General features: G+C 64.0%; 19 protein-coding genes. 11 read left to right on the top strand and 8 right to left on the bottom strand.

Features of this window, described 5'->3' with window-relative positions; translation table 11 throughout:
* Window positions 1-122: 122 nt before the first annotated feature.
* Together E4P32_RS22975 and E4P32_RS22970 are read left to right on the top strand one after the other, a co-directional pair.
* Complete coding sequence (locus tag E4P32_RS22975; RefSeq protein ID WP_116436225.1) at window positions 123-584, top strand: response regulator; 462 nt, start codon at window positions 123-125, stop codon at window positions 582-584.
* A complete protein-coding gene (locus E4P32_RS22970) occupies window positions 581-2275 on the top strand; it encodes a bifunctional diguanylate cyclase/phosphodiesterase (protein ID WP_116436224.1) in 1695 nt (564 codons plus the stop codon). Before E4P32_RS22975 ends, E4P32_RS22970 begins: the two co-directional genes overlap by 4 nt.
* Before the next feature lie 125 nt (window positions 2276-2400).
* Here the strand turns inward: E4P32_RS22970 and E4P32_RS22965 are convergent, their stop codons facing one another.
* On the bottom strand, window positions 2401-4635 hold the full coding sequence (locus E4P32_RS22965; RefSeq protein ID WP_116436223.1) for an NADP-dependent isocitrate dehydrogenase: 2235 nt from the start codon (window positions 4633-4635) through the stop codon (window positions 2401-2403).
* Window positions 4636-5202: 567 nt separating this feature from the next.
* On the opposite strand from E4P32_RS22965, the gene E4P32_RS22960 reads away from it, so the two are divergent.
* The gene (locus tag E4P32_RS22960) at window positions 5203-5844 is read left to right on the top strand and encodes an HD domain-containing protein (RefSeq protein WP_116436222.1); all 642 of its coding nucleotides are present in this window, start codon (window positions 5203-5205) and stop codon (window positions 5842-5844) included.
* A gap of 6 nt (window positions 5845-5850) precedes the next feature.
* On the opposite strand, the gene E4P32_RS22955 is transcribed toward E4P32_RS22960, so the two are convergent.
* The 5 genes from E4P32_RS22955 to E4P32_RS22935 all read right to left on the bottom strand — a co-directional run bounded on the left by E4P32_RS22955 (window position 5851) and on the right by E4P32_RS22935 (window position 14692).
* On the bottom strand, window positions 5851-7059 hold the full coding sequence (locus E4P32_RS22955) for a serine hydrolase (RefSeq protein WP_158559753.1): 1209 nt from the start codon (window positions 7057-7059) through the stop codon (window positions 5851-5853).
* A 68-nt stretch (window positions 7060-7127) separates the two neighbouring features.
* Window positions 7128-8474 (bottom strand): chromate efflux transporter, encoded by a 1347-nt coding sequence (gene chrA, locus E4P32_RS22950; RefSeq protein ID WP_147306549.1) that lies wholly within the window; start codon window positions 8472-8474, stop codon window positions 7128-7130.
* Between the two features lie 182 nt (window positions 8475-8656).
* Window positions 8657-9874 (bottom strand): GAF domain-containing sensor histidine kinase, encoded by a 1218-nt coding sequence (locus tag E4P32_RS22945; protein WP_199525685.1) that lies wholly within the window; start codon window positions 9872-9874, stop codon window positions 8657-8659.
* Between the two features lie 120 nt (window positions 9875-9994).
* Window positions 9995-13636 (bottom strand): response regulator, encoded by a 3642-nt coding sequence (locus tag E4P32_RS22940; RefSeq protein ID WP_116436219.1) that lies wholly within the window; start codon window positions 13634-13636, stop codon window positions 9995-9997.
* Between the two features lie 171 nt (window positions 13637-13807).
* Window positions 13808-14692 carry a LysR family transcriptional regulator gene (locus E4P32_RS22935; RefSeq protein ID WP_116436218.1) on the bottom strand — a complete coding sequence of 295 codons (885 nt, stop codon included), beginning with the start codon at window positions 14690-14692 and terminating at the stop codon, window positions 13808-13810.
* A gap of 248 nt (window positions 14693-14940) precedes the next feature.
* Between E4P32_RS22935 and E4P32_RS22930 the strand changes: the two genes are divergently transcribed.
* The 7 genes from E4P32_RS22930 (at window position 14941) to E4P32_RS22900 (ending at window position 22853) form a co-directional block, all read left to right on the top strand.
* Entirely contained in the window at window positions 14941-16047 is a 1107-nt protein-coding gene (locus E4P32_RS22930) for an alkene reductase (RefSeq protein WP_116436217.1), read from the top strand.
* A gap of 29 nt (window positions 16048-16076) precedes the next feature.
* Window positions 16077-16958: an aldo/keto reductase gene (locus E4P32_RS22925; protein WP_116436216.1), complete on the top strand. Its 882-nt coding sequence runs from the start codon at window positions 16077-16079 to the stop codon at window positions 16956-16958.
* Complete coding sequence (locus tag E4P32_RS22920; protein ID WP_116436215.1) at window positions 16955-18175, top strand: MFS transporter; 1221 nt, start codon at window positions 16955-16957, stop codon at window positions 18173-18175. Before E4P32_RS22925 ends, E4P32_RS22920 begins: the two co-directional genes overlap by 4 nt.
* A 330-nt stretch (window positions 18176-18505) precedes the next feature.
* Complete coding sequence (locus E4P32_RS22915) at window positions 18506-19066, top strand: 2Fe-2S iron-sulfur cluster-binding protein (RefSeq protein WP_116436381.1); 561 nt, start codon at window positions 18506-18508, stop codon at window positions 19064-19066.
* 40 nt (window positions 19067-19106) lie between these two features.
* Entirely contained in the window at window positions 19107-20126 is a 1020-nt protein-coding gene (locus tag E4P32_RS22910) for a xanthine dehydrogenase family protein subunit M (protein ID WP_116436214.1), read from the top strand.
* Window positions 20126-22384, top strand: a complete 2259-nt coding sequence (locus E4P32_RS22905; protein WP_116436213.1) for a xanthine dehydrogenase family protein molybdopterin-binding subunit — start codon at window positions 20126-20128, stop codon at window positions 22382-22384. Before E4P32_RS22910 ends, E4P32_RS22905 begins: the two co-directional genes overlap by 1 nt.
* A gap of 70 nt (window positions 22385-22454) precedes the next feature.
* Complete coding sequence (locus tag E4P32_RS22900; protein ID WP_116436212.1) at window positions 22455-22853, top strand: OsmC family protein; 399 nt, start codon at window positions 22455-22457, stop codon at window positions 22851-22853.
* A 17-nt stretch (window positions 22854-22870) separates the two neighbouring features.
* Here E4P32_RS22900 and E4P32_RS22895 read toward each other — a convergent pair whose 3' ends face one another.
* A complete protein-coding gene (locus E4P32_RS22895) occupies window positions 22871-23776 on the bottom strand; it encodes a LysR family transcriptional regulator (RefSeq protein WP_116436211.1) in 906 nt (301 codons plus the stop codon).
* A 133-nt stretch (window positions 23777-23909) separates the two neighbouring features.
* On the opposite strand from E4P32_RS22895, the gene E4P32_RS22890 reads away from it, so the two are divergent.
* Window positions 23910-24860, top strand: a complete 951-nt coding sequence (locus E4P32_RS22890) for a DMT family transporter (protein ID WP_116436380.1) — start codon at window positions 23910-23912, stop codon at window positions 24858-24860.
* Window positions 24861-24878: 18 nt separating this feature from the next.
* Here the strand turns inward: E4P32_RS22890 and E4P32_RS22885 are convergent, their stop codons facing one another.
* Complete coding sequence (locus E4P32_RS22885) at window positions 24879-25742, bottom strand: NmrA family NAD(P)-binding protein (RefSeq protein ID WP_116436210.1); 864 nt, start codon at window positions 25740-25742, stop codon at window positions 24879-24881.
* Window positions 25743-25810: the final 68 nt, after the last annotated feature.

Here is a 25810-nt window from a genome sequence, read left to right as displayed (position 1 = left end):
CCGCAAAGCCTTTCAGCACAAGGCATTGCGGCCCTAATACCATCGTATGATTTCGCCGTTCCGGCAAACCCCCTATTCTGGCTGCAAGCGATGGACTTCTTCCGTTCCGTCCATGCAACCGGATGCTTCAATTGACGACACCAAACCTACGTACTATCGGCATAGTGGATGACGATCCCTTTGTGCGCACCGCCGTTTCGCGCCTGGTGCGCTCGCTCGGCATGCAGCCCCAGGCGTTCGCCTCCGCCGAAGAATTCCTGCAGCAGCGCGGCTTCGAGATCGTCGACTGCGCCATCACCGATGTCCAGATGGGCGGCATGAGCGGGCTCGACATGCAGGACCAGCTGCTGGCCGACGGCTGCCGGCTGCCGCTGATTTTCATTACCGCCTTTCCCGAAGAGAGCATTCGCCGGCGCGCGATGGCGGCCGGCGCCAGCGGATTTTTCAGCAAACCCTTCAACGCCGGCGAACTGGTCAGTTGCATAGAACGTGCACTGGCCGCCGCTACCGTTGCAGAAACAGTTGCAGATGCCGTTGCAGATACCGTTGCGCCGGACCGGCAACATGACAAGGATCCATCATGACTTTCGACGTCCAGGCGCGCAGTTTCCTGTCCACCTCTCTGGCGCCGCGACGCCTGCCCGGCCGCCGCTTGCAGGCGGCCACCGCCGGACTGTCGTGGCAATTCCTGCGACGCCATTCACGCTGGTCGATTTACGCGTTGCTGTTGCTGGTGATCGGCGCCAGCATCGCCTTGTCGGTGGTGATGGAAAGCACCGTCGGCGACATCCGCCACCGCACCGAGCAGTTCGCCGCAAACAATGCGCCGGACGGCGCCAGCCTGGAAGACAACAGCGTCGGCGCCCAGATGATGGATGCCGCCAATGACGTCGTGCGCATCACGCGCCTGGTGCATCTGTTCGACCTGCTGGCGGTGCTGACCGCCGGCTTCATGATTTATCACATCCGCGCGCGCCTGCGCACCGAGTCGCAGCTGGCGCACCAGGCCGATCACGATCCGCTCACCGGCCTCGCCCACCGGCGCTCGTTCGAACGCCGCCTGCGCCAGTTGCCGGCGCATGCGCACACCGTGGTGCTGGGCACCATCGACCGTTTCGAACGCGTGGTCGGCGGCTTCGGCCATGCCTTCGGCGACCGCATGATGCAGGACGTGGCAGAACGCATCCGCGTGTGCGCCGAAAGCTTCGGCGCCGAAGTCTATCGGCTCGACGGCGCCAATATCGCGATCCTGTTCCGCACCGCGCAGAGTCATCCTTCTTTCGAAGAAGCGCTGAACGCCTTGCAGATGCAGATGCGCACACCCTTCATCAGCGAGCGCCATGAGGTGGTGTCGAGCCTGAGCTTGGGCTACGCCGAATATCCGCGCCACGGCGCCGAAGCCGCACGCCTGCTGAAGAATGCCGACGCTGCATTACAGGCGGCGCGCCAATCCGGCGGCGATGCGCTGGTCGGCTATTCGGAAGACCTCAACGCCCAGGCTGACCTGCGCCTTGACCTCGAAGCGCACCTGCGCCACGCGGTGGAACGCGGCGAACTGGAACTGCATTACCAGCCGCAGCAATCGCTGAGCAGCAACCGCCTGGTCGGCTTCGAGGCGCTGGTCCGCTGGCGCCGCAACGGCGAGCTGATCCCGCCGGACAAGTTCATCCCGCTGGCCGAAGAGACCGGCCTGATCATCGGCATCGGCGAATGGATTCTTTACGAAGCCTGCCTGCAGGGGCAGTTGTGGAAGCGCATCACCGGCAACGACCTGACCATGGCGGTGAACATTTCGCCACGCCAGTTCAATCATCCCGGCTTCTTCGACATGGTGCAGCGCGCGCTGTCCGACACCGGCATCGCGCCGCACAACCTGGAACTGGAAATCACCGAAGGCGTCATGATGGACAACGTCCAGCGCTCCATCGAACTGCTGTGCAAGCTGCGCGGACTCGGCCTGAAACTGTCGATCGACGATTTCGGCACCGGCTATTCCAGCCTGGCGTATCTGAAGCGATTCCCCATCACCAAGCTCAAGATCGACCAGTCCTTCATCCGCGAGCTGCGCCCGCAGTCGGAAGACGCCGCCATCGTCCAGGCCGTGATCGGCCTCGGCCACAACCTCGGCGTCGAAGTGATCGCCGAAGGCGTGGAAACGCCCGAGCAACGTGAATGGCTGCGCCAGTGGTCATGCGATGAAGTGCAGGGTTATTTGTACGGGCGCCCGCGGCCTGCCAATGCGACGCCGCAGGAGTTGTTCGCCCTCGCGGCATGAGCAAGCCGGCGCAGCGAATAACGCAGAGAGAATAAAAAAGCGGACCTGCCGTACTGCGCAGATCCGCTTTTTTCGCCTTGCATCAGCCCGGCTTCGGGCTGATGTCAGACTTGCTTCAAACGTGTTTACTTCACCGAAGCCAGTGCCGCGTTGAGCGTGGCGCTCGGACGCATGACTTCGCTGACCTTCTTCGGATCGGCCAGGAAATAACCGCCGATGTCGACCGGATTGCCTTGCACCGCCTTGAGTTCAGCCGTGATCTTGGCTTCGTTCTCGGTCAGTGTCTTGGCCAGCGGCGCAAACTTCGCCGCCAGTTCGGCGTCGTCCTTTTGCGCTGCCAGTTCCTGCGCCCAGTACATGGCCAGGTAGAAATGGCTGCCGCGGTTGTCCAGCTCGCCGGTCTTCGGCGATGGCGACTTGTTGTTGTCCAGCAGCTTGCCGGTCGCATCGTCGAGCGCCTTGCCCAGCACTTGCGCCTTCTTGTTGCCGGTCTTGATGCCCATGTCTTCCAGCGACACCGCCAGGGCCAGGAACTCGCCCAGCGAATCCCAGCGCAGATGGTTTTCTTCCACCAGCTGCTTGACGTGCTTCGGCGCCGAACCGCCTGCGCCGGTTTCGTACATGCCGCCACCGGCCATCAGAGGCACGATCGACAGCATCTTGGCGCTGGTGCCCAGTTCCATGATCGGGAACAGGTCGGTCAGGTAGTCGCGCAGGATGTTGCCGGTCACCGAGATGGTGTCCAGACCGCGGATGACGCGTTCCAGGGTGTAACGCATGGCGCGCACTTGCGACATGATCTGGATGTCCAGGCCCTTGGTGTCGTGATCCTTCAGGTAAGTCTCGACCTTCTTGATCAGTTCAGCTTCGTGCGGACGGTACGGGTCGAGCCAGAACACGGCAGGCATGCCGGAGTTGCGGGCGCGGGTGACGGCCAGCTTGACCCAGTCGCGGATCGGGTCGTCCTTGACCTGGCACATGCGCCAGATGTCGCCTTGCTCGACGTTTTGCGTCAGCAGCACTTCGCCTGTTGCCAGGTCGACGATGTTGGCGACGCCGTCTTCGGCGATTTCAAATGTCTTGTCGTGCGAACCGTATTCTTCCGCCTTTTGCGCCATCAAGCCGACGTTAGGCACGGTGCCCATGGTGGTCGGATCGAAGTTGCCGTTGGTTTTGCAGAAGTTGATGACTTCCTGATAGATACGGGCAAAGGTGCTTTCCGGGATCACTGCCTTGGTGTCTTGCGGCTTGCCGTTGGCGTCCCACATCTTGCCGCCGATACGGATCATGGCCGGCATCGATGCATCGACGATCACGTCGTTCGGTGCGTGCAGGTTGGAGATGCCCTTGGCCGAGTCGACCATCGCCAGCGACGGACGGTGTTCGTGACAGGCGTGCAGGTCACGGATGATTTCTTCCTTCTTCGACGAAGGCAGTGTTTCGATTTTTTCGTACAGGTTGACCAGGCCGTTGTTGACGTTCACGCCCAGTTCGTCGAACAGCTTGCCGTGCTTGGCAAACGCTTCCTTGTAGAAGATCTTGACAGCATGGCCGAACACGATCGGGTGCGAGACCTTCATCATGGTCGCCTTGACGTGCAGCGACAGCATCACGCCGGTCTTGCGCGCATCTTCGAACTGCTCTTCGTAGAACTCGCACAGCGCCTTCTTGCTCATGAACATGCTGTCGATGATTTCGCCGGCTTTCAGGGCAACCTTGGCCTTCAGGACCGTGGTCTTGCCGCTCTTGCCGATCAGTTCCATCTTGACGTCGCGCGCGGCGCCGATGGTCAGGGACTTTTCACCGTGATAGAAGTCGCCGTGGGTCATGTGCGCCACGTGCGAACGCGATGCCATGCTCCATTCGCCCATGCTGTGCGGGTGCTTGCGGGCGAAGCGCTTGATCGATGCCGGTGCGCGGCGATCGGAATTGCCTTCGCGCAGGACCGGGTTGACGGCGCTGCCGAGCACTTTGGAGTAGCTCTTCAGGATTTCTTTTTCTTCGTCGGTCTTCGGATCTTCCGGCACATCAGGGATGGCGTAACCGCGCGATTGCAGTTCGCGCACGGCGGCTTGCAGCTGCGGCACCGAGGCGCTGATGTTCGGCAGCTTGATGATGTTGGCGCTTGGATCCTGGGTCAGCTTGCCCAGTGCGGCGAGGTTGTCGGGAACGCGTTGTTCAGGTGTCAGACGGTCCGGGAATTCGGCCAGAATCCGCGTGGCCACCGAGATATCGCTTTCAACAACGTTGACGCCGGCCGGCGCGGTGAACGTCCTGATGATGGGCAGCAGAGAGTAGGTCGCCAGCAGTGGCGCCTCATCAGTCAGCGTATAGATGATGGTGGAATTATCAGTAGTCACGGTGATGTCCTTGCGGGGTTGGTGTTTGATGAGCCGTCTCGGAGGCTGCCGCACCATCAAGGGGGCCGGACAAGGCGAAGCGGACGATACTGGTGGTACCTGGCTTGCCTGCCCGACGGCGCAATGCGTCGGATTGATGTTGCAACAACTTCGTATTGTATTGGCACTTCCTTTCATGAACCTGTAAGGAAGCAGAGGCCGTTTCTTGCTGCCACCGCCTGAGCACCAACACAAAAACAACCAGTATTTTAGCTCGAAACCGTCGAAAACCGTTGAAGACCGGGCCTGAAGGCTTCGAAGAACACCTTGCCGGGCTGCATCTTTGCCGCCCGGTTGCCCGACGAAGCCGACAACGGCGTCCAAATCCTGCCAAACCACCATTATTTCCGGCCAGCCCGCCCTCTCCAAAAAGCTTGCCGCAGCCCCTGTCCGTATAGCACGCCAGAATGGCAGCAATCCGCGCCAGGCCTTGCTTGAGCGGGCGCGGCGCAGCGCCCAGAATGAAATCTCCGCAGCCCACCTGATTCCACTCGACCTTTCAACCCGACTTTTCAAACGGAATACATCATGACCCTCAACATCGGCGACGTCGCCATTCCCGACAGCAAGCTGGCCCGCGAAATTACCGAAGCCGTGCGCGACACCGTGTCGCCGCTGCTGTTCCACCATTCCAGCCGCGTGTTCTATTTCGCCGCCCTGGCCGGACGCCGGCGCGGCCTCAAGTTCGACCCCGAATTGCTGTACTGCAGCTGCATGTTCCATGACATGGGCCTGAGCCACAAGCACAGCAGCGCCTGCGAGCGCTTCGAAGTCGATGGCGCCAACGCCGCGCGCGACTTCCTCGACAGCCGCGGCATCGGGCAAGGCGACATAGACACCGTGTGGAACGCCATCGCCCTGCACACCACGCCGGGCATCCCGCAGCACATGCACCCGGTGGTGGCGCTGGTGACGGCCGGCGTGGAAATGGACGTGCTGGGCATGAAGTACGAGGAATACAGCGACGCCGAACGCGAAGCGGTGGTGCTGGCGCACCCTCGCGGCGGCAATTTCAAGGAAGACATCATCCAGACCTTCTACAACGGCATCCGCCACAAACCCGACACCACCTTCGGCAACGTCAAGGGCGACGTGATCGCCGACAAGGAGCCGGCGTTTACGCCCGGCAACTTCTGCAGCGTGATACGCGGTTCAGCCTGGGCGGCCTGAACTCGTTTAATCGCTGGTCAGCAGCGCCGCGACGATGCTGCGGAAGGCCGCCACCGTCAGCGCCTCGTCCTGCTCGTTGCCGTGGTCGCTGAGCTTGACGATGACGGTGTCGCTGACCGGATCGATGTAGACGTACTGGCCGTGAATGCCGATCGCGGTGTAGTCGGTCGGCGCGCGGCCGTCGTCGCGGGCGGCAGATTGACGCGGCAGCCACCAGCCGCGGCCGTAGGCGAAATCGGCATCGGCCGTGCCGACTTCCGGCGGACGTTGCATCCACGCCGCCGGCAACACCTGGACGCCACCGGCACGGCCCTGGCGCAAATGCAGCAGGCCGTAGCGGGCGAAATCGACGGCGCGCGCATTGACGCAGCAAAAGCTTTTTTCCACGCCATGCTTCTTGTTGTCGACGCTCCAGCTGGCGCCGTAGGCCGCGCCCATCGGCTGCCACAATTTGCGTTCAAGATAGCGCGTGACCGGCTCGCCGGTGGCCGCCGACAGCACCATGCCGAGCAGCAGGTAATCGACGCTGCGATAGGTGAATCCCTGTCCCGGCGTGAACGCAGTCTTGTCCAGCCCGCGCACGAAGCGCTTCAGGTCAGTGGTGATGTACATGAAGGCGATCTGCGAAAACGCGCTGTCGTACTTCTCTTCGACGCGCACGCCGGAACGCATGTTGAGCAGGTCGTCGACGGTGAGCGTCGCGAATTTCTCCGGCAGGTCCGGCACATACTTGCGCACCGGATCCGACAGCGCCGTGATCTTGCCTTCGGCCAGCGCCACGCCGACCAGGTCCGACAGCATCGACTTGGCCACCGAATACGACGGAAACACCGTGGCGCGCTGCGCGCCCAGCGGATAGTGCTCGTAGACCAGGCGACCGTGCTGCACCACCAGCAAGGCGTTGGTGTGGGTCTCGCGGAGGAAGCCGGCAAAGTCGATGCGGCCGCCGTCGCGCCACGCCACCTCGGGCGCAAGATCGATCTTGCGCTCGTCAAAGACGGCCGGCACGGCGGCCGCGGCCAGCGGCGCGCCGTCGAAATATTCCCAGCTGCGCGAAGGCGGCTGCCAGTCCAGCGCCAGCCCGATCAGCGCCGGCGGCGACGGCAAGCGCGCCACACCCGTGGCGGCATAGGACAAGGCGATCAGGACCAGGGCCGCGCCGATGGCCCGGGTGGTTCTGGTTACGCCGGTGGTGGTTTTCTTGTGCGTCGACACGTGATGCGTTCCTTGATCTGATTGCTTTTCGGCGCTATTGAAACACGATATGCGCGGTCAGCGCGAAATCAGGCGATGGCCAGCATCTTCAGCGCCAGTCCCATGACCGCGCACACGGCGATCACCTGAATCACGTTACGCTTGTAGCGCAGCAAGGCCACCGCTGCGGCCAGCGCAATTGCTGCCGCAACCCAGTCGAAGCCGGCGCCGAAGCCCTGCGGCCATAGCACGTGATAACCGAAGAAAGCCGCCAGGTTGACGATCACGCCGACCACCGCGGCCGTCACCGCCATCAGTGGCGCCGTGAATTTGAGATCTTCGTGTGTGGCTTCCACCAGCGGGCCGCCGGCCAGGATGAACAGGAACGACGGCAGGAAGGTAAACCACGTCACCAGCGTCGCCGCGAGCGCTCCCGCCAGGAACAGATGCTCGGGTCCCAATACCGCCCGGACGTAGCCGCCGACAAAGCCGACGAACGCCACCACCATGATCAGCGGCCCCGGGGTGGTTTCGCCAAGCGCGAGGCCGTCAATCATCTGTACCGGCGTCAGCCAGTGGTAATGGTCCACCGCGCCCTGATAGACATAAGGCAGGACGGCATACGCGCCGCCGAAGGTCATCAGCGCCGCCTTGGTGAAGAACCAGCCCATCTGCGTGTAGGCGTGCTCCCAGCCGCACGTCGTCGCCAGCAGTCCCATCGAGATCGCCCACAGCAACACCCCGATGGCGAGCACGCGGCCCAGGCGAAACCAGCTGAACTTCGCGTGCGGCGGAGTAGGCGTATCGTCATCGATCACCGCCCTGCCGTACGACGCGTCCCCTTTGGCATGACCTCCGCCCACCGCAAACTTGTCCGGCGCCAGTTTGCTGCCGACATAACCGGCTAGCGCCGCGGCCGCGACGATTGCAGGAAACGGTACCGCCAGCGCAAAAATCGCCACAAACGACACCGCCGCGATCGTCCACAGCACGCTGTTCTTGAGGGTGCGGCTGCCGATGCGATGGGCAGCTTGCAGCACGATGGCGGTCACGGCCGGCTTGATGCCGTAAAAGAGGCCGGCCACCAGCGGCTGATCCCCGAAGGCCAGGTAGAGCCACGACAACAGCACGAGGATCGCCAGCGACGGCAAGACGAACAGCAGGCCCGCGACGAGGCCGCCGCGCGTCTTGTGCAGCAGCCAGCCGATGTAGGTCGCCAGTTGCTGCGCCTCCGGCCCGGGCAACAACATGCAGTAATTCAGCGCGTGCAAAAAGCGCCGCTCGGAAATCCAGCGCCGATTTTCCACCAGCTCCTGATGCATGATTGAAATTTGCCCGGCGGGTCCGCCGAAGCTGATGAAGCCGAGCTTGAGCCAGAACAGGAGCGCTTGGCCGAAGGTCGGCGGCGGGGGCGACGGCGTGGGAGAGGGCTGCATCTCTTCGGATGCGGGTGATGCCGGATTATTCATGCGCCGATTCCGTAGAAGAAAAGAGTTGCCAGATACGACCGACCACGTGCGCGGCGCAAGGGGCCGGGCGAGCGGTACGGGACGTCACCGCTGCGGCCCTGCTTGCCGCGACCAGACTTCGCTCATTGCCAATCGCTCATTGCCAATCGCTAATTTCCAGTCGTCAATTGCGCATGTCCGCGCGACGCCATCCGGAACGAAAACGTCGTGTATTCCGGCGTCGATTCGACGTCCAGCGTGCCGCCGTGGGCACGTGCGATTTCGGCGACGATGTACAAGCCGAGACCGAGGCCGAGGCTGTTCTTTTCGGTGCGGTCGCTGCCACGCACGAAGGGCAGGAACAGGCGACGCTGGATATCCGGCGCGATCGGCACACCCTGGTTGCGCACGCTCAGCGCGAACTCGCCGTCGCGGCTGGTCGCCGTCACCATGACCGCGCCGTTGCGCGCGCCGTGGGTGAGCGCGTTGGACATCAGGTTGGACAGCAGCTGGCAGATGCGCGCGCTGTCGCAGCAAACCGGTTCGTTCAATTCAATGTCGGCATGGATGGCGCGCTCGGGCCAGACTTGGCGCATTTCGGTGAGGATTTCTTCAAGACTCTTTTGCAGCGTGTTGTCGGCGGTCTGGTCCAGCACGAAACCGCCGCCCAGCCGTGCACGCGAAAAATCGAGCATGTTGTCGACCAGACCGGAAATACGCGTGGCGCTGCGTTCGATCTGGCCCACGGTCTTGAGCCCGTGCTCGTCGGCCTGGGAGCGCAGCAGACGCGTCGCCAGCAGGATCGCCGACAATGGGTTGCGCAGGTCGTGGCCGAGGATGGCGATGAATTGCTCACGCAGGTCGGCGGTTTCCTGCGAACTGAGCAAGGCGGCTTCGCTGGCGGCAGCGCGTTCGTGGTTGTCGAGATGCGTGCCGATCAGCTGCGCGAACAGCTTGAACATGTCGATCACTTCGGGCGTCTTCACGCTGGCCGGCTTGGGATCGATGGCGCACAGCGTGCCGAAGAATTCGCCGCCACGCCAGTAGATCGGCACCGAGATGTAGCTTTGCAGGCCGTACATGCGGGGCGTATGGTGATTGCAAAAACGTTCGTCTTCGGAGACATGATCGATCGCCACCAGCTCGCCGCTGTCGCGGATTTCGTCGCAAATGGTGGTGTCGACCTGCAGCTCGCCGCCGACCGGCAAACCGAAGGCGACCTTATCGAGCACGCCGGCGGCGATCCAGCGATCCTTGGTGACGCGTGCGACGGCGGCGTAGCCCATGCCGGTGGTGCGGCAGATGACGTCGAGGATCATCGGCACCGCGTCGATTTTGGCAACGACGGCAATGTCGGCAAGTAATATTTTGTCTTCAATGGCGGACAAGACACATCCCTTTCTCTTCCGGATTCAACACGGCAGTCCGGACTCTGCGCGTGCGCGTCAGCTTAACCGAATCGGGACGCCAATGCAGGCGCAGCGACGTTCGTGCAACAAAAAAGGGCCTCAGGCCGTCCCCGTATAACTGTCGATGGCGCGCCGGGCGATCGTCAGGGCCGCATCCAGTTCGGCCGCCTTGACGGTGCAATCGGAAGCCGACGCGGCGCCCGACAGCAGGCCTTCCAGTTCGCCGGCCAGGCGATGCACGTCAATCACCGCCAGCGTGCCGGCGCTGCCGCGCAACTTGTGCGCCAGGGTTTTGGCCTGCGGCAGTTCATCGGCCTGGATATGCGCCAAAATCTCGCTGCCGGTCTTGCCGTATTGCTCGGCGAACTTGCCGAGGAACTTGCGGTAGATGTCTTCGCTGCCCCACGCCTCCAGGCCGACGGCAACGTCGATGCCGGACAGGTCTTGCGCCGATACAGCGGCGGAGCCGCCAGTTTCCACGCCGACGGTGGCGCTTGGGAACACGGTCGAGACCGTCGCTGATGGATACGCTGCCGGCGCAGTGCGGCGGCGTTCGAGTTCAGTTGCCGACAGATGCGCGATGTGCTGGCGCACCACCGAGATGATCTGCTCGACGTTGTAAGGCTTGGACAGGAAACCGTTCATGCCGGCCGCCATCGCCGCTTCCTGCTGCGCCTTGAAGGCGCCGGCGGTCAGCGCGATCACGGGCAACTCGCGCAGTTGCAGCGTGTCGCGGATTTCATGCGTGGCGGTGTAACCGTCCATGACCGGCATCTGGATGTCCATCAACACCAGATCCACGCCCTGCGGACGTTCGCGCAGCCAGTCGACCGCTTCCTGGCCGTCGGCGGCGGCGAACACTTCGGCGCCGTCGGCTTCGAGGATGCGCTTGGCGACTTCACGGTTGATTTCGCTGTCGTCGACCACCAGCACGCGCACGCCGGTGATGCGGTCTTCACGGTTGTCGCGGCCGCCGGACGCTTGCGGCGCAGCTTCGCCATTGCCACTGCCATCGCCGCGGAGCCTGGTTTCGTCGCGGTGCTGGCGCACGTGGATGATGGTGTTGTACAAGGTCGACGGCGTCACCGGCTTGGTGATCACGGCGTCGACCAGTTCGGCGTCGGGCGCGTTGAGCACCTCGTCGCGCGCATGCGCCGTGACCATGATCACGATCGGCGGCCGGGCTTGCGGCGAAGAGGCTTCACGGATTGCCTTGGCCGCCGCCAGTCCATCCATGCCCGGCATCTTCCAGTCAAGCAGGTAGATGTCGTAGTAGAGATTGTGGCGCAGCCGCGTCATGGTCTTGGATACCGCATCCTGGCCCGACTCCACTACATCAACCTGCCAGCCCATCGACTTGATGGTGTCCGACAGCATGGCGCGTGCAGTGGCGTTGTCATCGGCCACCAGCACACAGAGCGGCCCGTCCGCCGGCAACTGGACGGCAGCGGGCGGCATCGCCTGGAACGGCAGCATGAACCAGAACTGGCTGCCCTTGCCAGGCTCGCTGGTGACGCCGATCTCGCCATTCATCAGTTGCACCAGATGACGGCAAATGGTCAGGCCGAGTCCGGTGCCGCCGTAGCGGCGCGTGGTCGAGGTGTCTTCCTGGGTGAAGGCCTGGAAGATGTCTTGCTGGCGTTCCGGCGGGATGCCGATGCCGCTGTCGGTGACGGCGAAGCGCAGCATCACCTTGTCGCCGATTTCGCTGATGACGGCGACGTGGATGCTGATCTCGCCGCGCGCGGTGAACTTGATGGCATTGCTGGTCAGGTTGGTGAGGATCTGTTCCAGCCGCAGCGCGTCGCCGTACAAATGTTCGACGCCGACGTCGTTGAAGCCGACCACCAGCTCGACATCCTTGTCGCCGATGGCGGGCGCGGTGACGTTGACGACGTTTTCCAATACCGCGCTGAGGCGGAACGGCACATGCTCGACTTCCAGCCGGCCGGCCTCGATCTTGGAGACATCGAGGATGTCGTTGATGATGCCCAGCAGCGAATGGCCGGCGGCGATGATCTTGCGCACCAGGTCGCGCTGGTCGGATTGCAGCACGGTCTTTTCGAGCAGGTAGGTGAGTCCGAGCACGGCGTTCATCGGCGTGCGGATCTCGTGGCTCATGTTGGACAGGAAGCTGCTCTTGGCGCGCGTGGCCGACTCCGATTTGGTCAGTGCCAGCTCGAGGTTGCTGTTGGTGTCGCGCAGGGTCCTGGTCTGCTGCTCGACCAGGCCTTCGAGATGCTGGCGGTATTGGCTGAGTTCTTTTTCGAGGCGCTTGTGGTTGGTGATGTCGCGCGCGATGTAGGAGATGCCGGCGATCTTCTTGTCGCCGTCGAGGATGGGCGACACCGTCACCGAAATGTCGAGCAGGCGGCCATCCTTGTGCCAGCGCACGGTTTCAAAATTGCTGACGGTCTTGCCTTCCATCAGCTGGTCGGTGATGCGGCGCGCTTCGCCGGTGCGTTCCGGCGGCACCAAAATGTAGGCCGACTGGTTGAGCACTTCGCGCGACAGGTAGCCGAACAGTTTTTCGGCGGCCGGGTTCCAGCTGTTGATGACGTCGTCGAGGCCGGTGCCGATGATGGCGTCTTCCGACGACGCCACGATCGAGGCCAGGATGGAGCGGGTTTCCTGATGTTGCAGCAAGTCGGCGACGCGCTTTTCGCTGGCGCTCAGTTCTGCCTCGGCCTTGAAACGCTCATGCACTGCGGCTTCGCGGCGACGACGATTGCTGGCCAACTGCCAGCTCAGCAGGGCCAGCGCCAACAGGATCAGGCCGACGAACATGCACAGGCGCAACAGGATGTTGTAGTTGTCGACCTGCATGCGCTTCTCGGGCAGGTACAACACCACGGTCCAGGGCGACTGCTGGTGCAGGCCGTAGCGACCGGTGCTGGCGTCGAGGTCGACGCGCTGCCACGACCAGATGCCGTCTTCGGTGATGGTGCCGGCGGCCTGCGCCGCCATGGCTTTCCAGACCTTGGGATGGCGTTTGGCCAGGGTTTCTTCGCGCTTGAACATGAAGGCCCATTCGTCGGCCGAACTGGTGCTGTAGAGCCAGTAGCCGTCGCCGTTAAGGAGCATGGCGCGGTTGGTCCCGCGTTCCACCTGATTGGAAAAACGATCCAGCAGCGGCGCCATCAGCACGTTGATGATGATGATGCCGCCCGGCTTGCCGTCCGCAGAGGCGACCGCCACGGCGAGCCGCACCGTCGGCTTGTGCGGCACTTCGATCTTGCCGTTCTCGACGTTCAGATCCATCGGCGACACCAGCATCTCGCCGCGCGGCAAGGCCATCGTGTCGGAGAAATACGGGCGGTCCCTCTTGTTCTGCAGCGACGCTATGAATGCCGGCGCCGGTCCCATGCTGGTCATGTTGACGCGCACTTTTTCCATGCCGTCCTGATCGATCCAGCGCACCTGGTCATAGTAAGGATTGCGCAGCATCAGCGTGGAAAAATTCTCCGCCATCTGCGCCAGGTTTTCCGGCGTGGGCTGATTGATGGCGTGCGCGATCGGCGCTTCGCTGGTGAGGATGCTGAGGTGACGCAGCGGTGCATCAAGGTCGTTGGTCAGCGAGGCGGCGCCGAGCGACACGCGTTCGCGCTGCTCGAGCTGCAGCCGGCGCATTTCGGCGTCGATGCGGTTGTGATAGAGGAAACCGGCGGCCACCAGCACCAGTACGGCCAGGGGCAGGAACTGCGCCAGAAAGTAATGCGGATTTCCCTTCGCCCTGCGCATGCATTCTCCTGTCGACGATCCTGTGGCGGGGTGCGGCTGCGGCGGCAGATGCCTTGAATTTCTTGCAACGCGGTGGTGCTTGTGCCGAGACGCTGCCGACGTTGCTCCGGACCATTATGCCCATGAACTTTCGGCATGGCAATTTGATGTGCTGACCAGGCGTGCAGATGCTCAGATGCGCAAATGCTGGCTCAGGTGATCGATGAAGACGCGCAGCTTGGGCGAGGCATAGCGGCTGGCCGGCCACAGCATCCAGAACGTCACGGTGCGCTCAAGGTAATCGTCCAGCACCGTACGCAATTGCCCGGTGCTGAGCGCCTCGCGTACCAGGAAGGTCGGCAGGAAGGCGATGCCGCGTCCTTGCATCACCGAGTAGGCCAACGGCTCGATGGTGTTGACCGTGATGGTCTCCGGCAGGACAAGTTCGGGTTCGGAGTCTTCGCGCCGCAGCGGCCAGCGTTCCAGTTTGCCGGTGGCGGGAAAGCGATGTTGCAGGCAGGCATGACGTGCGAGATCACTCGGATGCGCGGGTTCGCCGTGACGCGTCAGATAACCGGGCGTCGCCACCAGCACGTGCGGACAGGCGCCGATGCGGCGCGCAACCAGGCGCGAGTCGTGTTGCTCGCCGGTACGGATGACGATGTCGAAACCTTCTTCGATCACGTCCACCATGCGATCCGACATGTCGATGTCGAGGTCGATGTCGGGATAGCGTTGCATGAAGCTGTCGAACACCGGCATCAGCAAACCGGTCAGTTGCGGCGCGCCGACCTTGAGACGACCGCGCGGACTGCCGGCGGCGTCGGACAGTTCGGCCTCGGCGGCGTCGACTTCGCTGAGGATGCGACGGCAACGCTCAAGGAACAGCGAGCCCTCCGCCGTCAGCGTGATGCTGCGCGTGCTGCGGTGGAACAGCCGCACGCGCAAGCGCTCTTCCATGCGGGCAATACTTTTGCCGACCGCCGACGACGACACCCCGAGCAGGCGTGCCGCCTCGGTGAAACTGCGCGTTTCCGCGACCTGCACGAACATTGCGATGCCGTTGAGGCTATCCATGATTCCCCGTCGTTTTAAATGATTTACCTGCCCTGAGCGCACCTTAGCCGATTTATCGCCGGCTCACAATTTCACTGCATTGCAATTTCACTGCACATTCCGATCGACACCTATCGATTGCGGAATGCTTGTCCGATATGTTGCGAACTGCGGGCTATTTTTCTTGTGAGGGCAAAGACCTATATTGGCTACACCGGCGAAACACACTGCTTCGCCACCTGTAAGCCAACCTCATCACGGAAAACATCATGTCCACCTTGCACACCCCGCTCGTCATCGGTCCGCTTCATCTGTCCCATCGCGTCGTCATGGCGCCGCTCACCCGCATGCGCGCCGAAGCCGGCGCCATCCCCGGCCCGCTGATGGCCGACTACTATGCGCAGCGCGCCTCGGCCGGCGGCCTGATCATCGGCGAAGCCACCATCGCCGCCGCCAACGGCAACGGTTACCTGGGCGCGCCCGGCCTGTATGACGACAATCAGATCGCCGGCTGGAAGCTGGTCACCGACGCCGTGCATGCCAAGGGCGGCCGCATCTTTTTACAGCTCTACCATGCCGGACGCCAGTCCAACAGCCAGTTGCAACCCGATGGCGGCCAACCGGTCGCGCCGTCGGCGGTCGAACACGGCGGCGTCGCCTACACCGAATCGGGATGGGTGCCGAATACGCCGCCGCGCGCATTGCGGATTGAAGAAATCGCCGGTCTGGTGGAAGACTTCCGCAACGCGGCCGTACGCGGCGTCGCCGCCGGTTTCGACGGCGTTGAAATCCATGCCGCCAACGGCTACCTGTTCGACCAGTTCCTGCAAGACGGCAGCAACAAGCGCACCGACCAGTACGGCGGCTCCTATGAAAACCGCAGCCGCTTCCTGCTTGAGGTCACGCGTGCGCTGATCGATGTGTGGGGCCACAAGCGCGTGGCGGTGCGACTCGGCCCGAGCGGCACCTGGGGCGACATGTCCGACAGCAATCCGCAGGAACTGTTTTCCTACGTTGCCCGCCAACTGGCGCCGCTCGACCTCGCCTACCTGCACCTGATCGAGCCGCGCGTGCTGGGCAACGTCGACGACGACAGCAAGGATCCGGCGCCGGTGGCCGCGCAACTGATGCGCCGTCACTATCCCGGCCTCATCATCGCCGCCGGCGGTTTCAAGCGCGACAGCGCCGCAGCGATCCTGCAAGCCGGCGACGCCGACCTGGTGGCTTTCGGCCGCGACTTCATCGCCAATCCGGATCTGCCGGAACGCCTGCGCAACGGCTGGCCGCTCAACGCCTACGACCGCCCTTCGTTCTTCGGCGGCACGGAAGTCGGCTACACCGACTATCCGTTCCACGAGCAGGCGCTGGCAGCGTAAGCACACACATACGCATCAAGGAAAACACCATGTCCAGCTACAACAGCTTCCTGATCGGTGGCGAAACCGAAGTGCACCGCCTCGGCTACGGCGCCATGCGCATCACCGGCCCCGGCATCTGGGGCGAACCGGCCGACCGCGCCGAGGCCATCCGCACGTTGCGGATGTTGCCCGACGTCGGCGTCAACTTCATCGACACGGCCGACTCCTATGGGCCGAACGTGTCGGAAGAACTGATCCGCACCGCGCTGCATCCTTACGGCGGCATCCTGGTGGCGACCAAGGCCGGGCTGGCGCGCACCGGACCCGATCGCTGGACGCCGCTGGGACGGCCCGAGTACCTGATCCAGCAGGCCCACGCCAGCGCACGCCGGCTCGGCGTCGAGCAGATCGGCCTGTGGCAGTTGCATCGCATCGATCCCACCGTGCCGGCGCGTGAACAGTTCGACGCCGTGCGCCACCTGATCGACATCGGCCTGGTGCGGCATGCCGGACTGAGCGAAGTCGGCGTCGACGAGATCCGCGAAGCCTCGCGTTACTTCAAAGTGGCGACCGTGCAGAACCGCTACAACCTGAGCGATCGCAGCAGCGAAGCAGTGCTGGATTACTGCACGCAACACGGCATCGGCTTTATCCCCTGGTATCCGCTGGCGGCCGGCAGCCTGGCGCAAACGGCGGTGCTCGACGCCATCGCCACACGTCACGCGGCCACGCCGGCACAGATCGCGCTGGCATGGCTACTCAAGCGCAGCCCGGTGATGTTGCCGATTCCCGGCACCTCGCGCACGCAGCATCTGGAGCAGAACGTCGCTGCGGTGCGCATCTGTTTGTCGGATCAGGAATGCGCGGCGATTAGTGAGATTGGTGAGATTGGTGAGATTGGTGCTGCGGCCTCGGCGGAGGGCGTATGACTGAGATCAAATCGCAAGGTACGAACAATTACACGCCGCTGTTCTGGCTCGCCCTCGGCACCTTCGCCGTCGGCACCGAGAGCTTCATGATCGCCGGCCTGTTGCCGGATATCGCCGCCGACTTGCACATCAGCGTGGTGGCGGCCGGCCAATTGGTGACGGTGTTTGCGCTGGCCTACGCATTGAGTTCGCCAGTGCTGACCGCGCTGACCGGCGCCGTCAAGCGGCGCAGCCTGATGATCGCCGCGATGGTGGTGTTTGCGCTGGCCAATGTGCTGGCCTGGGCGGCACGCGACTACTGGATGCTGATGGCGGCGCGCATCCTGCTGGCGGCGTCGGCCGGGATCTTCGTACCCGGCGCCAATGCCTTGGCCGGCGCCAGCGTCGCGCCGGAACGACGCGGCACCGCACTGGCGATCGTCAACGGCGGCATCTCGATCGCGGTGGCTTTCGGCGTGCCGCTGGGCGCGCTGATCGGCGACCGGCTCGGCTGGCGCATGACCTTCGCCGGGGTGGCCGCGCTGTCGGTGGCGGCGGCCATCGGCGTGGTGTTCGGTCTGCCGCGCGGCATCGGCGCCAACCTGCCGGTGGCGAGCCTGCGCGAACGCCTCGCCACGGCGAAGGATCCGGTGATCCTCGGCACCTTGCTGACGACCACGCTGTGGGCCACCGGCGCGTACACCATCTACACCTACCTGGCGATCTTCGTGACGCAGGCGACACCCTTGCGCGGCGCCGAAATCGGCTACGTGCTGTTCATGTGGGGCGCAGCTGCTGCCCTTGGTGTGGCCATCGGCGGCAAGTCGGTGGATCGTTACGGCGCGCGCCGCGTCATCGTGCCGGCGCTACTGGTCACGGTGGCGGCGTTCATGCTGTTGTCGGGCAGCGCGCAGTGGATTGCACCATCGCATGCGCTGATCCCGGTGCTGATCGGCGTGGCGGCATGGGGTGTGGCGCACTGGGCGTTCTATCCGGCGCAACAGGCCAGCCTGATTGAGGCGGCCGGACTCAAGGGCGCCTCGGTGGTGCTCTCGCTCAATGCGTCGTTCATGTACCTGGGGTTTTCGCTGGGTGCGGCGCTCGGTGCGCTGACGCTGAACAGCGTGGGTGTCATTGACCTGGGATGGGTGGCGGCTGTGTGCGAACTGGCCGCGCTCGGGCTGACTGTGGCGCTGGGTGGTTGGCGGTTGCGGCGCGTGATATTTCCAGCGATATAGCGTCGCCTTTAACTTGTCATTAGGCGCTCTTCGAGGGGGCGGCGCAGTCAGACAAAACAGCATCTTGACGTCAGCGCAATGCGCTATCGCGCTGCATCGTTTTTTGCGTGGGTTTTGTTGAACTTTCGTTGCAAGCACGCGGCCAAACTGGTCTGCTTCCAGCCAATTTTCAATGAGCCCATCATGAATGAAAACCAGCAAGAAGAACGCCGCCCTTCCCCGCCTTCGTCCGGGCAAGACAATTCCGGACTTGTCGAATCCGCAAGTCCGCCCGCAGAAGAGAGCGATGCGGAAAGCGGCGCACCGCAACTGACACGCCGCTCCTTCCTGATGTGGGTCGGTTCCAGCGGCGCGCTGGGGGCCTTGCCGACGGCCGCGCTGGCAGCCCCGGTTGCGGCCTCGGCCCCGGTCGGCGCAGTGGACGACTCACTTGTCACGGTGCGACTGACCGTCAACGACGTTGCGCAGGAAGCCAAAGTCGACGTGCGCACCAGCCTGCTCGACTACCTGCGCGAAAACCTCCAGCTCACCGGCACCAAGAAAGGCTGCGACCACGGCCAGTGCGGCGCCTGTACGGTGCACGTCAACGGCCGCCGCGTGAATTCCTGCCTGAGCCTGGTGGCGATGCACGAGGGCGACAGCGTCACCACGATTGAAGGACTCGGCACACCGGATCGCCTGCATCCGCTGCAGGCCGCCTTCGTCGCCCATGACGGTCTGCAATGCGGCTATTGCACCTCCGGCCAGATCATGTCGGCGGCGGCGCTGCTGACCGAACCGTGCGGACGCGCCGATGCCGACGTCAAGGAAGCCATGAGCGGCAACATCTGCCGCTGCGGCGCGTATTCCAACATCCTCGCCGCCATTCGCCAGGTGCGCGACGCCGGCTGATTCCCGCTCATCCTTCTCTTCACATCTTTCAGGAGCCGCCATGCACACCTTCCAGATGCTGCGCGCACAGAGTCCCGACGAGGCCGTGCGCCTCGCTGCCGCGTCGATGGACGTTGCACCGCAACCGGTCCGCTTCCTCGCCGGCGGCACCACGCTGATTGACCTCATGAAACTCGACGTCGAGCAGCCGCAACAAGTCATCGACATCAATCGCCTGCCGTTCAATCAGATCGAACAGACCGCCGACGGCGGCCTTAAAATCGGCGCGCTGGTGCGCAACAGCGACCTCGCCAATCATCCGTTGATCGTGCAGCGTTATCCGATGCTGAGCATGGCGTTGCTGTCGGGCGCGTCGGCGCAGCTGCGCAACATGGCCACCACCGGCGGCAACCTGTTGCAGCGTACGCGTTGCGTCTACTTCCGCGACACCGCCACGGCTTGCAACAAGCGCCAGCCCGGCAGCGGCTGTGCGGCGCAGGAAGGCTTCCATCGCAACCTGGCGATCCTCGGCACCAGCGCGCAGTGCATTGCCTCCAATCCGTCCGACATGAACGTCGCGCTGGTGGCTTTGGAGGCCATCATCCACGTGCAGGGCGCGAACGGCGCGCGCATCGTGCCGATCAATGAATTCCATCTGCTGCCGGGCAGCACGCCGCAACGCGAGACCGTGCTGGCGCCGGGAGAACTGGTGACGCATGTGACGCTGCGGCCGCCGCTTGCGAATGCCGGATCGACTTATCTCAAGCTGCGCGATCGCGCGTCGTATGAATTTGCGCTGGCCTCGGCGGCGGTGCAAGTGAGTATCGACAGCAATCGGATTTCACGTGCGCGCGTCGCGCTCGGCGGCGTCGGCGCCAAACCCTGGCGTTCTCTTGAAGCCGAAGCCGTGCTGCAGGATGCGGCGCCCACGGTGGACGTGTTCGCCCGCGCCGCCGCCGCTGCGGTGCGCGATGCACGGCCCTTGCGCGACAACGTGTTCAAGGTCGACCTGATTCAGCGCTGCCTGGTGCAAGCCTTGCGCACCGCCGCTACTCAAGACGCTGCTAAAAGGAGCGCATGATGCCCTCACCCGTCCAGTCCCAGAATCCGTCCCTGCAGACCGGCGTCGGCGCCGCCGTGCCGCGCATCGACGGTCCGCTCAAGGTCACCGGTCGCGCGCGCTACACCTCGGACCATCGCTATCCCGACATGCTGATCGCGGTGCCGGTATGCGCCACCATCGCCCACGGCGATATCCGCAGCATCGACACGGCAACGGCGGCGAAGATGCCCGGCGTGCGCATGATTTACACGCACGACAACATCGGCCGCTTCTTCCACATCAATCCGTCTTCGGGCGTCAAGACCGACGAGAAGCGTCCGCCACTGGAAGACACAACGGTGCGCTACTACGGCCAATACATTGCACTGGTGCTGGCCGATACCTTCGAACAAGCCACGGCAGCGGCATCCGCGGTGCGCGTCGACTACCGCAAGGAAGCGCATGACGTGCGCAAGGAGCTGGCGGCCGACGGCAAACCCAAGGTCGACAGCGAACGCGGCAGTCCCGATGCGGCCTTTGCCAATGCGGCAGTGCGCATCGACCAGACCTACACCACGCCGGTGGAGACGCACAACCCGATCGAGCTGCACGCCTCGGTGGCGCTGTACGACAGCCTGTCGCAATCGTTCACGCTGTACGAAACCTCGCAGGCCATCGTCAACCATCGCGGCGTCATGAGCCAGATGCTGGGCGTACCGCCGGAGAACATGCGCATCATCACCGAATACCTCGGCTCCGGTTTCGGCGGCAAGCTGTGGCCATGGGGGCACAGCCTGCTGGCGGCGCAGGCGGCGCGCAACCTGCGCCGGCCGGTCAAGCTGGTGGTGTCGCGCGACATGATGTTCCACAACGTCGGCCATCGCACCAACACCCAGCAGCGCGTGCGCCTGTCGGCCACGGCGGGCGGCAAGCTGACGTCGGTGCAGCAGGATTACCTGTTCCACGTGGCGCAGGTGGAAGCGAGCGTCGAACACTGCGGCGAAGCCACCGCCTATCTGTACGGCACCGACAACCTGCGCGTCACCGGTGCGCCGGTCAAGCGCCACATCGCGCCCAATACCTCGATGCGCGGCCCGGGCGCGGTGCCCGGCCTGTTCGCCACCGAATCGGCGATGGATGAGCTGGCGATTGCGCTCAACATTGATCCGGTGCAGCTGCGCCTGCTCAATGAACCGGCCACCGACCAGAGCATCAACGCGCCGTTTTCTTCACGCCATCTGCGCGAAGCGCTGCAGACCGGCGCCGAACGCTTTGGCTGGGAGCGCCGCAATCCGGCCGTGGGCAGTATGCAGCAGGACGGTGAAATCGTCGGCTGGGGCGTGGCGGCGTGTTCGTGGATGGCCAAGCGGCTCGGCGCGGAAGTGGCGGTGACGCTGGGCAGCGACGGCAACGCGCGCGTGTCGTCGGCGGTGCAGGACATCGGCACCGGCACCTATACCGTGGTGTCGCAGATGGTGGCTGAAACCACCGGCATCCCGATGTCCAACATCATCGTCGCCATCGGCGACACCAAGCTGCCGCCGGGACCGATGTCGGGCGGTTCGATGGCCACCGCGTCGATGGTGCCGGCCGTGGCGCAGGCCGCACGCGCCGCCATGCAGCAGGCGGTCGCGGTAGCGGCTGAGCATCCGTCTTCACCGCTGCGCGGGACCCGCGCCGAAGAACTGACCTTCTCCGGCGGCCGCATCCACCGGCGCGGGCAATCGCCGCAAAGCGGCGTGGCATTCGCCGAGGTGCTGCGCGCGGCGCAACTAAGCGGCGTCGAAGGCAAGGGCAAGTCCGGCGCCAGCAGCAGCGATCCGGGCGCGGACAAGATCTCCATCCATTCCTACGGCGCGCATTTCGTCGAGGTGCGCTGGCAACCGGACATCGCGCGCCTGCGCGTGAGCCGCGTGGTGACCGTGATCGACGCCGGCCGCATCATCAATCCGCGCACCGGGCGCAACCAGATCGAGGGCGCGGTGGTGATGGGACTGGGCATGGCGCTGTTTGAAGAAACCCACTACGACCAGCGCAACGGCAAGCCGGTGAACAACAACCTGGCCGATTACGTGATGGTGACCAATGCCGATTCGCCGGACATGGACGTGGTGTTCCTCGACTATCCGGACAAGGCGCTGGACGAGCTCGGCGCGCGCGGCATCGGCGAGATCGGCATCGCAGGACTGGCCCCGGCCGTAACGGCGGCGGTGTATCACGCCACCGGCGTGCGCGTGCGCGATTTGCCGGTAAAGATCGAGGATTTGCTGAAGGCGCCGTTCCGCTATCGCGCCTGAGGAAGGAATGCCGCAGCGTTAAAAACTGCGCTACATTTGGCGTTCCCCCAATTCATTGCAAGGAACGTCCATGTCCATCCAGATCAAGCGCGACCAGTCGCTCGCCATGCGCCACATCGTCCACGTGCGCAACCACGTGATTTCGGTTGACGGCGCGGTGGACGAAGGCGGCGTCGATGCAGGCCCCAATCCGCATGACCTGTACGACGCTGCGCTCGGCGCCTGCAAGGCGCTGACGATGGTGTGGTACGCCAAGCGCAAGAACATTCCGGTGGAAGACATCCAGATCAGCATCGATCGCGACAACAGCGAAGAACGCCAGGGCGTCTATCGCCTGTCCGCGTCCATCAGCCTGAGCGGCGATCTCACGGAAGCGCAGCGTCAGGAGCTGCTGGCGGTGGCGGAGAAATGCCCGGTGCAAAAACTGATGACCAGCGTCAAGACGGAAGTCACCACCACGCTGGCCTGAACGATCCGGTCAGGCGATCAGATACCGTCGCTGCACAATTCCCGCACCAGCCCGCGCAGCCACTTGTGCACCGGGTCGGTGTGGCGGCGCGGATGCCAGCTCTGCGAGACTTCCACTTCCGGCGTCGCCAGCGGCAGGCGAAAAATATGCAGGCGCAGATGCTGCATGGCCCAGCGCGCGAACAGTTCGGGCGCGGCGGCGACCATGTCTGACGAAGCCGCCATCACCATGGCAGATTGAAATCCCGGCGCCACCAATCTAACCTTGCGTTGCAGGCCGCGCGCTTCCAGCGCATCGTCGATCGGACCGCTGTTATGGCCGTGGCGCGAGGCCGAGATGTGCGGCCATGCGGTGAAATTGGCGAGGCTGATTTTCTTGCTTGCCAGCGGATGACCGGCGCGCACCACGCCGACGAACGGCGTGCGGAACAACAGTTGCGTGTGCAGCTCATCCGAGGTGTCGTCGCCCTCATGCAGCGCCCCCACTTCCAGATCGATGAGACCGTCGCGCAGGCCGGCTACGTGCTTGTCGGTGCGTGGCGAAAAGCGCAGTGAAATGCCGGGCGCTTCCTGCGCCACGCGCTGCGCCAGCTTGGCCGCCCAGGCGCCGGCAAAGCCGTCATTGGTGCGCAACACCATCGTGCGTTCCACCGTCGACAGATCGACCTGATCGGTCATGAAGACCTTGCGCATTTCCTGCGCCAGGGCGTCCACTTTGTCGCGCAATTCCAGCGCGCGCTGGGTCGGCACCAGACCGCGCCCGGCAGGAACGAACAAGGGATCGCCGACGGCATTGCGCAGGTTGGCCAGGCGGCGGCTCATGGCCGGTGCGCTTAAATGCAGTCGCTTGGCCGCGCCGACCACGCTGCCTTCGCGCAGCAGAGCCTCAAGGTCGAGCACCATGTTGAAGTCGAGATCGCGCATGCGGATTGCTCCTGCAAAAAGTGAATGTTGCTGAATTAAATGCTGCATCAGTTGCACTGATGAACTGCAACAATATCACTTTATGCACGCATGGAAAACGCGCACGATGGTGCAACACTTCCAAGGAGCCATCATGTCGAATCGCACTTCCGCGCTGGCCGCGCCTGCGCAAAGCACCTCCGCCGCTGCATCCGTTGCACTCTCAAAGACTGGCGGCAAGTTCTACCTGCTGCCGCTGCTGGCTGTCTGCATCTGGTCCGGCAACACCATCGTCACCAAGGCCGCGTCGACCGCGATCGAGCCGGCGGCCATCGCCTTCTATCGCTGGGTGCTGGCGGTGCTGGTGATGACGCCCTTCCTCGGCCTTGCCGCATGGCGGCAGCGCGCAGCGATTGCGGCCGACTGGAACTGGGCGCGCCTGCTGCTGCTCGGCGCGCTGGGCATGGCGATGTACCAGGGGCTGGCGTATGAGGCGGCGCACAGCACCTCGGCCGTCAACATGGGTGTGACGGTAGCGTTGATGCCGCTAATCTCGGCCTGCCTGAGCAGCATACTGTCCGGCGAACCGCTGTCGACCGCGCGCGTCGCGGGCGGCCTGGTGTCGCTGCTGGGATTGATCGTGCTGAGCACGCACGGCGCCCCGGGCAAACTGTTCAGCGGCGGCCTGCACACCGGCGACGCGCTGATGCTGATCGCGGTGGCCTCCAATGCGCTCTACGGCGTATTGCTGAAACGCTGGTCGCTGCCGTTGACGACGTGGACGCAGCTGTATGTGCAGGCCATCTTCGGCAGCCTGATCCTGTTGCCGTTCTGGCTGGCGGCGCCGGCCTCGCCGCTGACCGCGCAGAACCTGCCGATGGTGATGTACGCCGGCCTGCTGGCGTCGATCGGCGCGCCATTCCTGTGGATGAACGCCATCAAGCATCTGGGCGCACCGCGCAGCGCCTTGTTCGCCAACCTGCTGCCCTTGCTGGTAGCGCTGGCGGCATGGGCGCTGCTGGGTGAGCAACTGCACGCCTATCATGCGCTGGCCGGTGCGCTGGTGCTGACTGGCGTGATCTGGGGCCAGCGCAGCGCGCGCTGACCTCAAGTCAAGAGCCGGTCAGCCTGCGCGGGCGATCAGCTCGCGCAGCACGGTGTCCAGTTCCACCTCGCCCTTGCGCGAACGGGTGCGGCCGCCTTCGAACTCGATCCAGCCTTCGTTGAAACCGTCCAGCATCTGCATGCGCGGCAAGGGATTGCCCATGCCCTGCTTGCGGAACAGGTCGGCCCAGGTGAAGCGCGGCACGATCTGCGCTTCGACCTCGCGGCCCAGCAATTTACCGAAGCCTGCCGCGAGTTGCAGCGGCGTGATGCGCTTCGGTCCTTCCAGTTCGACGATGCGCTTGCCTTGCCACTCTTCCAGCAGCAACTCCGCCGCAACGCGACCGACATCGGCGGTGGCGACCATCGGCACCGGCTTGTCGAGCGGCTGCAGATAACTCGGCATGGCGCCTTCGCGCGCCGCGGCGACATCCCACAGCGCATTCTCGATGAACCAGCCGGCGCGCAGGAAGGCCACCGGCATCGGCAAATCGCTCAGCGCTTCTTCCAGCAGGCCGAGCTGGTTGAGCAGGTTTTCCTGGCTGGCCTGAGCGCCGACGGTCGAAAGGCAAACCACCTTCTTCGGCTGCGCCGCCAGCAGGGCCTGGCGAATCGCGGCGATGCAGTTGCGCGCCTCCGGGAAGCCCGGCGTCGGATCGAAGGTCGGCGGCAGCAGGATGAACACGCCCTGCGCGCCGTGGAAAGCGCGCTCCAATGCCGCCGCATCGTTCATGTCGGCCAGCGCCAGGCCGCAGCCCTGCGCCGCCCATTGCGCACCCTTGGCGGCGTCGCGTACGACTGCGCGCACGCCCTTGTGCTGCGCCAGCAATTGGCGCGCGACGACGCCGCCGACCTGGCCTGTGATTCCGGTAATTGCGTACATGGTTTCTCCGTTGTTCCGTTGATGAATTGGTTGATTGACGGAGTGGATTGTGGCGCTTCGGCGCCCGC

The organism is Herbaspirillum sp. 3R11 (assembly GCF_004563925.1).
In the GTDB taxonomy this organism is placed as follows: Bacteria; Pseudomonadota; Gammaproteobacteria; order Burkholderiales; family Burkholderiaceae_D; genus Herbaspirillum.
The sequence above is the reverse complement of the archived record's forward strand: the minus strand, read 5'-3'. Positions and strand labels throughout refer to the sequence as shown.